Origin of the sequence: Herbaspirillum lusitanum P6-12, assembly GCF_000256565.1 — a bacterium.
Lineage (GTDB): Bacteria > Pseudomonadota > Gammaproteobacteria > Burkholderiales > Burkholderiaceae_D > Herbaspirillum > Herbaspirillum lusitanum.
Map to the genome: position 1 here is coordinate 1 of NZ_AJHH01000432.1, position 10,444 is coordinate 10,444.

General features: G+C 61.8%; 10 protein-coding genes and 1 pseudogene. 9 read left to right on the forward strand and 2 right to left on the reverse strand.

Translation table 11 applies throughout. The features are described from left to right. The coding region (locus HLUSI_RS0113755) for a helicase HerA-like domain-containing protein (RefSeq protein WP_016834516.1) at nucleotides 1-1,311 on the reverse strand (1,311 nt) is incomplete at its 3' end. A gap of 189 nt (nucleotides 1,312-1,500) precedes the next feature. On the opposite strand from HLUSI_RS0113755, the gene HLUSI_RS0113760 reads away from it, so the two are divergent. The 9 genes from HLUSI_RS0113760 to rng all read left to right on the forward strand — a co-directional run bounded on the left by HLUSI_RS0113760 (nucleotide 1,501) and on the right by rng (nucleotide 9,812). Continuing rightward, nucleotides 1,501-2,226: a YebC/PmpR family DNA-binding transcriptional regulator gene (locus HLUSI_RS0113760; protein ID WP_016834517.1), complete on the forward strand. Its 726-nt coding sequence runs from the start codon at nucleotides 1,501-1,503 to the stop codon at nucleotides 2,224-2,226. Nucleotides 2,227-2,261: 35 nt separating this feature from the next. Continuing rightward, a complete protein-coding gene (gene purD, locus HLUSI_RS0113765; RefSeq protein WP_016834518.1) occupies nucleotides 2,262-3,530 on the forward strand; it encodes a phosphoribosylamine--glycine ligase in 1,269 nt (422 codons plus the stop codon). Between the two features lie 161 nt (nucleotides 3,531-3,691). Next, nucleotides 3,692-4,549, forward strand: a complete 858-nt coding sequence (locus HLUSI_RS0113770) for a mechanosensitive ion channel family protein (RefSeq protein WP_016834519.1) — start codon at nucleotides 3,692-3,694, stop codon at nucleotides 4,547-4,549. Nucleotides 4,550-4,699: 150 nt separating this feature from the next. Further along, complete coding sequence (hemF, locus tag HLUSI_RS0113775) at nucleotides 4,700-5,614, forward strand: oxygen-dependent coproporphyrinogen oxidase (RefSeq protein WP_016834520.1); 915 nt, start codon at nucleotides 4,700-4,702, stop codon at nucleotides 5,612-5,614. Continuing rightward, entirely contained in the window at nucleotides 5,614-6,309 is a 696-nt protein-coding gene (locus HLUSI_RS0113780; RefSeq protein ID WP_016834521.1) for a nicotinate-nucleotide adenylyltransferase, read from the forward strand. The genes hemF and HLUSI_RS0113780 overlap by 1 nt, the downstream gene beginning before the upstream one ends. Beyond that, the gene (gene rsfS / locus HLUSI_RS0113785) at nucleotides 6,309-7,052 is read left to right on the forward strand and encodes a ribosome silencing factor (RefSeq protein ID WP_016834522.1); all 744 of its coding nucleotides are present in this window, start codon (nucleotides 6,309-6,311) and stop codon (nucleotides 7,050-7,052) included. The genes HLUSI_RS0113780 and rsfS overlap by 1 nt, the downstream gene beginning before the upstream one ends. 17 nt (nucleotides 7,053-7,069) lie before the next feature. Further along, a complete protein-coding gene (gene rlmH / locus HLUSI_RS0113790; protein WP_016834523.1) occupies nucleotides 7,070-7,540 on the forward strand; it encodes a 23S rRNA (pseudouridine(1915)-N(3))-methyltransferase RlmH in 471 nt (156 codons plus the stop codon). 99 nt (nucleotides 7,541-7,639) lie between these two features. Then, the gene (locus tag HLUSI_RS0113795) at nucleotides 7,640-8,257 is read left to right on the forward strand and encodes a Maf family protein (RefSeq protein ID WP_016834524.1); all 618 of its coding nucleotides are present in this window, start codon (nucleotides 7,640-7,642) and stop codon (nucleotides 8,255-8,257) included. 73 nt (nucleotides 8,258-8,330) lie between these two features. Further along, on the forward strand, nucleotides 8,331-9,812 hold the full coding sequence (gene rng / locus HLUSI_RS0113800) for a ribonuclease G (RefSeq protein WP_016834525.1): 1,482 nt from the start codon (nucleotides 8,331-8,333) through the stop codon (nucleotides 9,810-9,812). A 128-nt stretch (nucleotides 9,813-9,940) separates the two neighbouring features. Here rng and HLUSI_RS0113805 read toward each other — a convergent pair. Continuing rightward, nucleotides 9,941-10,444: pseudogene (locus HLUSI_RS0113805) on the reverse strand (sodium:solute symporter); the annotation flags it as partial.

Consider the following 10,444-nt stretch of genomic DNA (forward strand, 5'->3'; position numbering starts at 1 on the left):
CGGCGCATTGCCTGCCTGCGGGGCGGCGCGTCCCTTGATTTTTTCGTAAGCCGATTCGCGGTCGACGGCTTTTTCGTAGACGCCGGCCACCACGGACGAGGCGATGAAGGCCTTGCGCTCGTCATCAGTGATGGGACCGATCTGCGAACCCGGCATCAGGATGTAGGCGCGCTCGACGATGTTGGGACGGCCCTTTTCATCGAGGAAGGACACCAGCGCTTCGCCGACGCCCAGTTCGGTGATGGCGGTCGCGGTATTCAATTGCGGATTGGCGCGGAAGGTCTCGGCGGCGGCCTGCACCGCCTTCTGGTCGCGCGGGGTGTACGCCCGCAAGGCGTGCTGCACGCGGTTACCGAGCTGACCCAGCACGGTATCGGGAATATCCAGCGGATTTTGCGTGACGAAGAATACGCCGACGCCCTTGGAACGGATCAGGCGCACCACCTGCTCGATCTTTTGCAGCAGCGGCTTGGGCGCTTCGTCGAACAGCAGGTGCGCCTCGTCGAAGAAGAACACCAGCTTGGGCTTGTCGAGGTCGCCGACTTCCGGCAGGTGCTCGAACAGCTCGGACAGCATCCACAGCAGGAAGGTCGAATACAGCCGCGGCGCGTTGAGCAGCTTGTCGGCCGCGAGAATGTTGATCACGCCACGGCCCTTGGCGTCGGTCTGCATCCAGTCTTCGATGTTGAGCATGGGCTCGCCGAAGAACTTGTCGCCGCCCTGCTCCTCGATGCCGATCAGGCCGCGCTGGATGGCGCCGATGCTGGCGGCGGAGATGTTGCCGTATTCAGTCTTGAAGATGGCGGCGTTGTCGCCGACGTGCTGCAGCATGGCGCGCAGGTCCTTGGTGTCGAGCAGCAACAGGCCGCTGTCGTCGGCGATCTTGAAGACCAGTTGCAGCACGCCTTCCTGGGTGTCGTTCAGGTTGAGCATGCGCGCGATCATCAGCGGCCCCATGTCGGAAATCGTCGCGCGCACCGGATGGCCTTTTTCGCCGAAGACGTCCCAGAAGGTCACCGGCAAGGCTTCCCAGGCCGGTTCGTCCATGCCGAGCGAGCTCAGGCGCTCCTTGCCCTTGGCCGACAGCACCCCGGCCTTGGACAGGCCGGACAGGTCGCCCTTGACGTCGGCCATGAACACCGGCACGCCGATGTCCGAAAGCGCCTGCGCCACCACTTGCAGGGTCACGGTCTTGCCGGTGCCGGTGGCGCCGGTGATGCAGCCGTGGCGATTGACCAGGCTGGGCAGCAGGGCCAATTGCTGAACCTGGCCTTGGATCTGATTTTGGGCGATGGAAAGGGGCTTGATCATGATAGAAAATCAATAAAAGGGAGGGCCGGTGATGGGCTTGGAGGTCGGGCGATATGGTAAAATCCTCGGTCGATTATAACTAGAACCCACTTCGTCAATTCGCGATATTCGCGCAAAGTTCAGGCAAAGTCTGCCGGATTTGGCGCTATCCGGACGGAGCGCGTTCCATCAAGGCAGGAAAGATTCATCATGGCTGGACACAGCAAATGGGCCAATATTCAGCATCGTAAAGGCCGTCAGGACGAAAAGCGCGGCAAGATCTGGACCCGCCTCATCAAGGAAATCACCGTGGCGGCCCGCATGGGCGGCGGCGACGTCGACGCCAATCCGCGCCTGCGCCTGGCCGTCGACAAAGCCGCCGACGCCAACATGCCCAAGGACAACGTCACCCGCGCGATCCAGCGCGGCACCGGCACCCTGGACGGCGTCAACTACGAAGAAGTCCGCTACGAAGGCTACGGCATCAACGGCGCAGCGATCATCGTCGACTGCATGACCGACAACCGCATCCGCACCGTGGCCGACGTGCGCCACGCATTTTCCAAGTACGGCGGCAACATGGGCACCGAGGGCTCGGTGTCGTTCATGTTCAAGCACTGCGGCCAGTTGCTGTACGCTCCGGGCGTGAGCGAAGACGCCATCATGGAAGCCGCGCTCGAAGCCGGCGCCGATGACGTCCTCACCGACGACGAAGGCGGCATCGAAGTGCTGACGCCGCCGCACGACTTCAGCGCCGTCAAGACCGCGATGGAAAAGGCCGGCTTCAAGGCCGAGATGGCCGAGATCATCATGAAGCCCGCGACCGAAACCGTCTTCACCGGCGACGATGCCGTCAAGATGCAAAAACTGCTGGATGCTCTGGAAAACCTCGACGACGTGCAAGAGATTTACAGCAACGCCGTTATTGAAAATTAAAGCCGCCGGCCAACCATTCTTACCTTGTCCCTATCATGAAAATTCTCGTTGTTGGCTCCGGTGGTCGTGAACACGCACTGGCCTGGAAAATCGCCCAATCGCCGCGCATCCAAACCGTCTATGTTGCCCCGGGCAACGGCGGCACCGCGCTCGATGAACGCCTGCAAAACGTGGCGATTACCGACCTGAACGAACTCGCCGACTTCGTTGAAAAAGAACACGTCGCGCTGACCGTGGTAGGCCCCGAAGTACCGCTGGCCGCCGGCATCGTCAACCTGTTCCGCGCCCGCGGCCTGAAGATTTTCGGCCCCACCAGGGAAGCGGCGCAACTGGAAAGCTCGAAGGATTTCTCCAAGTCCTTCATGAAGCGCCACGCCATCCCGACCGCTGAATACCAGACCTTCTCCGACGTCAAGGCGGCCCACGACTACGTCGCCCAAAAAGGCGCGCCGATCGTCATCAAGGCCGACGGCCTGGCTGCCGGCAAGGGCGTGGTCGTCGCATTGACGCTGGAAGAAGCGCACGGCGCGGTCGACATGATGCTGTCCGACAACAAGCTGGGCGACGCCGGCGCGCGCGTGGTGATCGAGGAATTCCTGGCCGGCGAAGAAGCGTCCTTCATCGTCATGGTGGACGGCAAGAACATCCTGCCGCTGGCCACCAGCCAGGATCACAAACGCCTGCAAGACAACGACCAGGGTCCGAACACCGGCGGCATGGGCGCATACTCCCCGGCCCCGATCGTGACGCCGGCGCTGCACGCCCGCGTCATGCGCGAAATCATCGTGCCGACCGTGCAAGGCATGGCCAAGGACGGCATCCCGTTCTCCGGCTTCCTGTACGCCGGCCTGATGATCGACGACAAGGGCAATCCGAAGACATTGGAATTCAACTGCCGCATGGGCGATCCCGAGACGCAGCCGATCATGGCGCGCCTCAAGACCGACCTGCTGGCCGTGATGGAACATGCCGTCAACGGCACGCTCGACACCATCGAACTGGAATGGGATCGTCGCACCGCGCTGGGCGTGGTGATGGCCGCCGCCGGTTATCCGGACGCGCCGCGCAAGGGCGACCTGATCACCGACATCCCGGCTGAAACCGATGACTGCGTCACCTTCCACGCGGGCACCATCCTCAACGACAACAAACTGACCACGGCCGGCGGTCGCGTGCTGTGCGTGGTCGGTCTGGGAGACAGCGTCAAGGTTGCTCAGAAACAGGCCTACGCCGCTGCCGACCTGATCCATTTCGAAGGCGCGCAACTGCGCCGCGACATCGGCTGGCGCGCCATCAAGCGCTGATCACGGCATCCGGAATCGTGGAAAACCTCGCAAACCTCGGGTTTTGCGAGGTTTTTTCTTTAAAACTGCTGGTTTTTCATAAAATGGCTGAAAAGCTGCAACAAAAACAGCCTGTAACCGCCTAATACCGGTCAACAACGCATTCAATATAGGAAAACCGCATGCAACAACACCTGCTCAACCTCGATACGCTGATCAATCTCTACCTGGTGCCGTTCGGCCTCAAGGTCCTGGCGGCGCTGGTCATCTGGTTCGTCGGCGGCATGCTGATCGGTACCTTCGCAAAAGTGGTGCGGCGCGTGCTGGCCGCGCGCCAACTCGAACCGACGCTGGTGAATTACGCCATTTCGGCGATCCACGTGGTCTTGCGCGTGTTGCTGGTGATGGGCATCCTGGAAGTCTGCGGCGTGCCGACCACCTCGTTCGCGGCCATGATCGGCGCGGTCGGCGTGGCGCTGGGCGTGGCCTGGTCAGGCCTGCTGTCGAATTTCGCGGCCGGCATCTTCCTGGTGGTGCTGCGTCCGTTCAAGGTCGGCGACTACATCACGGCCGCAGGCCAGACCGGCACCGTCACCGACATCGGCCTGGTCACCACGACCATGCTCACCGACAACAATCTGCGCGTGATCATCGGCAACAACAAATTGTTTTCCGACATCATCACCAATTACAACGTCCAGCCGACCCGCCGTGTCGACCTGCGCTGCCAGATCGCCTACGGCGTCGATCCGGCCGACGCCATTGCGCGGCTCAGTGCAACAGTGGCGCAGATTCCCAATGTGCTGGTCGATCCGGCTCCGGCCGTGGTGATTCAGGAGTTCAACGCCACCGGCACGCTGCTGGCGGTGCGCCTGTTCGCGCCGACGCCGAACTTCGGCCAGGTCTACAACGACACCAACCGCGCCATCGCACAAACCTGCGCCGAAGCGGGCTGGCCTGCGCCCGCCACGTATCAGGTCAGCGTCGCCAATCCGAATCAGCCTGCACCAGCTGCGTCAGTCCCGCCAAGCGCAGCATAAACCACCCCAAGCCTGCTCCGAAGCCGCTCAAAACGGCTTCGGGCTACCCGCTGGCGGCTCCGTCAGGGTACAATCGCGGGGGTAATTTTTCTTGCGTGCACCAAGAGCGCCTTTGCGGCTGCCACCACGCCTCCCTAGCGACGACACTCCGTGACAGCAACCGCCACCGCATCAACCATTAAAGCCTATCTGCAAGACCTCCAGCATCGCATCGTCGCGGCGCTGGAAGGAGTTGACGGCAAATCCTTCCTGACCGATTCCTGGGAACGCCCTGAAGGCGGCGGCGGGATTTCGCGCATCATCGAGGAAGGCAATGTATTCGAACGCGGCGGCGTCGGTTTCTCGCACGTGATGGGCAAGAACCTGCCGCCCTCGGCCGCCGCCAACCGTCCGGAAATCGCCGGCCGCGAATGGGAAGCCATGGGCGTGTCGCTGGTGTTGCATCCGCGCAATCCTTACGCACCGACGGTGCACATGAATGTGCGCTTCTTCGTCGCCAAGGCGGACGGCCAGAACCAGGAACCGGTCTGGTGGTTCGGCGGCGGCATGGACCTGACGCCGTATTACGGCTTCGCGGAAGACGCGACGCATTTCCACCGCAGCTGCCGCGACGCGCTGGCGCCGTTCGGCGACGAGCTGCATCCGCGCTTCAAGAAGTGGTGCGACGAGTATTTCTACCTGAAGCATCGCAAGGAAGCGCGCGGCGTGGGCGGGATTTTCTTCGACGATTTCAACGCGCTGCCGCTGGACGAGAGCTTCGCGCTGATGCGCAGCGTCGGCGACGGTTTTATCGGCGCTTACCTGCCGATCCTGGAGCTGCGCAAGGACACGCCTTACGGCGAACGTGAACGCGATTTCCAGGCGTATCGGCGCGGACGTTATGTCGAGTTCAACCTGGTGTTCGATCGCGGCACGCTGTTCGGCCTGCAATCGGGCGGACGCACCGAGTCGATCCTGATGTCGATGCCGCCGGTGGTGAAGTGGCGCTATGACTGGCAGCCGCCAGACGGCAGCCCGGAAGCGCGCCTGTACAGCGACTTCCTGCCGCACAAGGAATGGATTTGATGGCGGCCGCGGTTTTGTCCTCCTTGCCCCATTTGCCCGTGCACGCCACGCGCTGCATCGCGATCCTGGGCGGCAGCTTCGATCCCGTGCATAACGGCCACGTCGCGCTGGGCGATCATTTCGTCGAGTTGCTGCAACCGGATGAGTTGCGCGTGATCCCGGCCGGCAACCCGTGGCAAAAGCACGGCTTGCAAGCCACGGCGGCGCAACGCGTGGAAATGGTCGAACTGGCGTTCAGCCACGAACACGTGCCTGTGGTGATTGACCAACAGGAAATTCGCCGCACGACGGCAACTTACACCATCGATACCTTGCAGGCCTTGCGGGCCGAGCTCGGTCCCGAGGTCTCCATCGTTTTCCTGATGGGCGCAGACCAATTGCAGCATCTGGATACCTGGCAAGGCTGGCAACAGCTGTTCGACCATGCCCACCTGTGCGCCGCTGCGCGCCCGGGCTTCGGCATCGACGCGGCGCAGGTGCCCGATGTTGTCATGCAGGAATTCACACGCCGTGCCGGCACTGAAAAGGAAATACGCACCACCTCGCACGGCAAAGCCTATCTGGCATCCAGTCTCGACGTCGACATTTCATCGACCGAGATCCGTTCCTTGCTGCAACGCGGCGAAAGACCGGAGTCGCTGATCCCGGCGAGGGTGCTAGACTATATCGAACAACATCATCTCTATCAAAACTAATGGATATCAAAAAACTGCAAACCGCCGTCGTCGACGCGCTGGAAGACGTCAAAGCTCAGGACATCAAGATCTATGACACCACTCACCTGACCAGCCTGTTCGACCGCGTGGCGATCGCCTCCGGCACCTCGAACCGCCAGACCAAGGCGCTGGCCGCTTCGGTGCGCGACAAAGTCAAGGCCAAGGGCGGCCATGTCGTCAGCGTCGAAGGCGAAGACACCGGCGAATGGGTGCTGGTCGATCTGGGCGACATGATCGTCCACATCATGCAGCCGGCCATCCGCGCCTACTACCGCCTGGAAGAAATCTGGGGCGACAAGGAAGTGAAGATGGGCGCGGCCAAGCGTGTCGCCTCCAGCGCCGCCGCCAAGAAAGCGTCCGAAGACGAGAAGCCGGCCAAGATCCGCCGCACCCGCGAGCAAGCCGAAGCGGTTGAAGCCAGCCAGGCGATCGACGACGATGAAGCACCGAAGAAGCCGGCACGCAAGCCGCGCACCACTTCGGTCTCCTCCGACGCCAAGCCGGCACCGAAGACCACGCCCACTCGTGCACCACGCGCATCGACCACGCTCAGCGCTGCCAAGAACAAGGCTGCTGCTGGGACTGGTACAGCCGTCAAGCGCAAGGCGCCGGCCAAAAAAGCAGTCGGCACCACCGTCAAGGTCGCCATGCCGAAAAGCGCCGTGGCTTCGAAGAAAGCGGCCGCAGCCAAGCGTCCGGCACGTCCAAAAGCCAAGGCCTGACCCCGGTAGTGTGAGCCATGCAGCTCATCATTACCGCCGTCGGCCACAAAATGCCGGGCTGGATCGAATCGGGATTTAATGAATACGCCAAGAGGATGCCGGCCGAGTGCCGCGTCCTGTTGAAAGAAATCAAACCGATCGAACGCTCCGGCAGCAGGACCGCAGAAACCGTCATGTCGCAGGAACGCAGCAAGATCGAAGCGGCGCTGCCGAAAGGCGCGCGCATCGTGGCGCTGGACGAGCACGGCAAAGACATTACGTCGATGCAGCTGTCGCAGTTGCTGACGCAGTGGCAGCAGGACGGCCGCGACGTCGCCTTCGTGATCGGCGGCGCCGACGGACTTGATCCCGGCCTCAAGGCCAATGCCGACATGCTGGTGCGCATCTCCAGCCTGACGCTGCCGCACGGCATGGTGCGCGTGCTGCTGGCGGAACAGCTGTACCGCGCCTGGTCGATTACGCAGAATCATCCGTATCACCGCGTATAGGAAACCGATCAGGTACCGAGTGAAAACGAAAGACAAGCAAGCACAACACCTTCGATCATCGAAGACGTTGTACGGATAAATACTGAGAAGTGTTGCTTCATGAAACTTGCTGACAAAAAAATCTACCTCGCCTCCAAGAGTCCCCGCCGGCGCGAACTGCTGCGCCAGATCGGCATCGACTTCGAATTGCTGCTCAACGACAAGGAAGTCGACGAGCAAGTCCTGCCGAACGAGAAGCCGGCCGACTACGTCGCCCGCGTCACCCGCGACAAATTGCTCAGCGCACGCCAGACCATGCTGTACCGGCAATTGCCGATGCGCCCCATCCTTTCGGCCGACACCACCGTGGTGGTGGACGACCTGATCCTCGGCAAACCCGCCGACGTCAGGGAAGCCGTCGAGATGATCACGCGCCTGTCCGGCCGCACGCATCAGGTGCTGACCAGCGTCGCGGTGGCCTTCCAGGAACAGATGTGGCAGATCACGCAATATTCGGACGTCGCCTTCGAGGCCCTGAGCGACGACATGATCCGCGCCTACTGCTCGACCCAGGAGCCGTTCGACAAGGCCGGCGGTTACGGCATCCAGGGCCTGGCATCGATTTTCATCAAGGATATCGCCGGCAGCCATTCCGGCATCATGGGCCTGCCGCTGTTCGAGACGGCGCAACTGCTGCAGAAGACCGGCATGCGCATCTTGCCGCAAGCCACATTGTGAGCTGCACCGGATGGCTTCCATGCCGGTCCGTTCCAGCCCTTTCCGGCATTCACCATTTTAGGGTCACCAGACCATGAACGAAGACATCCTGATCAACATCACGCCGCAGGAGACGCGCGTGGCGCTCATCCTGCAGGGCGCGGTGCAAGAGCTGCACATCGAGCGCACGCTGTCGCGCGGCCTGGCCGGCAACGTCTATCTCGGCAAAGTCGTGCGCGTGCTGCCCGGCATGCAGTCGGCCTTCATCGACATCGGCCTTGAACGCGCCGCCTTCCTGCATGTCGCGGACATCTGGGAAGCCAAGCCGCATGATGGGCAACACGGCCAGCACGGTCAGAATGTGCCGCAAATCCCGATCGAAAAACTGCTGTTCGACGGCCAGACCATCACCGTGCAAGTGATCAAGGATCCGATCGGCACCAAGGGCGCGCGCCTGTCGACGCAGATTTCGATCGCCGGCCGCATGCTGGTGTATCTGCCGCAGGACAAGCACATCGGCATTTCGCAGCGCATCGAGAACGAGGCCGAACGCGAACAGCTGCGCAGCAAGGTCCAGGGCCTGCTGCCGCCGGAAGAAAAAGGCGGCTTCATCATCCGCACCATGGCCGAAGACGCCTCCGACGCCGACCTGCAGATGGACGTCGAATACCTCCGCAAGACCTGGGCCAGCATCATCGCCCAGACCAAGACCAAACCTGCGCCGACGCTGATGTACCAGGACCTGAGCCTGGCCCAGCGCGTGCTGCGCGACTTCGTCAGCGACGACACCTCGAACATCCAGGTCGACTCGCGCGAGAACTTCCAGATGCTGCAGGAGTTCGGCACGCTCTATACGCCGTCGGTGCTGCCCAAGCTGATGCACTACCGCGGCGAGCGTCCGCTGTTCGACCTGTACGGCGTGGAAGAAGAAATCGAACGGGCGCTGGGACGCCGCGTCGACCTCAAGTCGGGCGGCTACCTGATCGTCGACCAGACGGAAGCGATGACCACCATCGACGTCAATACCGGCAGCTTCGTCAACGGCCGCAATTTCGACGACACCATCTTCAAGACGAATCTCGAGGCTGCGCACGCCATCGCGCGCCAGCTGCGGCTGCGCAATCTGGGCGGCATCATCATCCTCGACTTCATCGACATGGAAAACCTCGAGCACCGCACCGCCGTGCTCTCGGAGCTGAACAAGGCCTTGCACCGCGACCGCACCAAGATTTCGGTGTCCGGTTTCTCGGCGCTGGGCCTGGTGGAAATGACGCGCAAGCGCACCCGCGAATCACTTGCACACATCCTGTGCGAGACCTGCCCGGCCTGCAAGGGCAAGGGCCAGGTCAAGACCTCGCGTACGGTCTGCTACGAAATCCTGCGCGAGGTGCTGCGCGAAGCCAAGCAATTCAACCCGCGCGAATTCCGCATCCTGGCGGCGCAGGTGGTGGTCGACATGTTCCTCGAAGAGGAATCGCAACACCTGGCCATGCTCGGCGACTTCATCAAGAAGCCGATTTCATTGCAGGTGCAAACCGATTACCAGCAGGAGCAGTACGACATTATTTTGATGTGACAATAAATTTGTTTAGATCAAAATACCGGTAGTCGAAGCCTGCTTCTTGCCGTTTGCAGACATAAAGACGATGAAAAAGCCACGTTCTTGCGAACGTGGCTTTTTTTGTTGCGGATAAGGCTACTGTATCAACGTTTCAAAGCCGGCGCTTTGGCGCCGCCCTTGCCGAACACCAGCTGCACCACGACTGCCACCACGATGTTGAGCGCGAGCGCGATCAGACCGGTGTAGAGCGTGTAGGAGTCGGCGCCGATGTGGAAGGTGTGCACCGGCTTGATGCCGTCCGCATACGCCAGCCAGCTGCCGCCAATGATGCCGACGGCCCAGCCGGTCAGCAGCGCGTTGGCGCCGAACCAGCCGATGAACAGGCCGAACACCAGTGCCGGGAAGGTCTGCAGAATCCACACGCCGCCCAGCAACTGCAGATCAAGCGCGAACTTGGTCGGCAGGAACAGGATGAACACCAGCGCGCCGAACTTGACCACCAGCGAGACGATCTTGGCGACCTTGGCTTCGCCTTGCGGCGACACGTTCGGGTTCACGTACGGCTTCCAGAAGTTGCGCGTGAACAGGTTGGCAGCGCCGATCGACATCACCGCCGCGGGGCTTTCGCTCACCGAAGCCGGCGTGCT

Bases quoted from the DNA above. Each gene is read 5' to 3' on its own strand.
- rng (WP_016834525.1), top strand. From the start codon at position 8,331: ATGAACGAAGACATCCTGATCAACATCACGCCGCAGGAGACGCGCGTG.
- rlmH (WP_016834523.1), top strand. From the start codon at position 7,070: ATGCAGCTCATCATTACCGCCGTCGGCCACAAAATGCCGGGCTGGATC.
- HLUSI_RS0113780 (WP_016834521.1), top strand. From the start codon at position 5,614: ATGGCGGCCGCGGTTTTGTCCTCCTTGCCCCATTTGCCCGTGCACGCC.
- HLUSI_RS0113760 (WP_016834517.1), top strand. From the start codon at position 1,501: ATGGCTGGACACAGCAAATGGGCCAATATTCAGCATCGTAAAGGCCGT.
- HLUSI_RS0113795 (WP_016834524.1), top strand. From the start codon at position 7,640: ATGAAACTTGCTGACAAAAAAATCTACCTCGCCTCCAAGAGTCCCCGC.
- purD (WP_016834518.1), top strand. From the start codon at position 2,262: ATGAAAATTCTCGTTGTTGGCTCCGGTGGTCGTGAACACGCACTGGCC.
- HLUSI_RS0113770 (WP_016834519.1), top strand. From the start codon at position 3,692: ATGCAACAACACCTGCTCAACCTCGATACGCTGATCAATCTCTACCTG.
- rsfS (WP_016834522.1), top strand. From the start codon at position 6,309: ATGGATATCAAAAAACTGCAAACCGCCGTCGTCGACGCGCTGGAAGAC.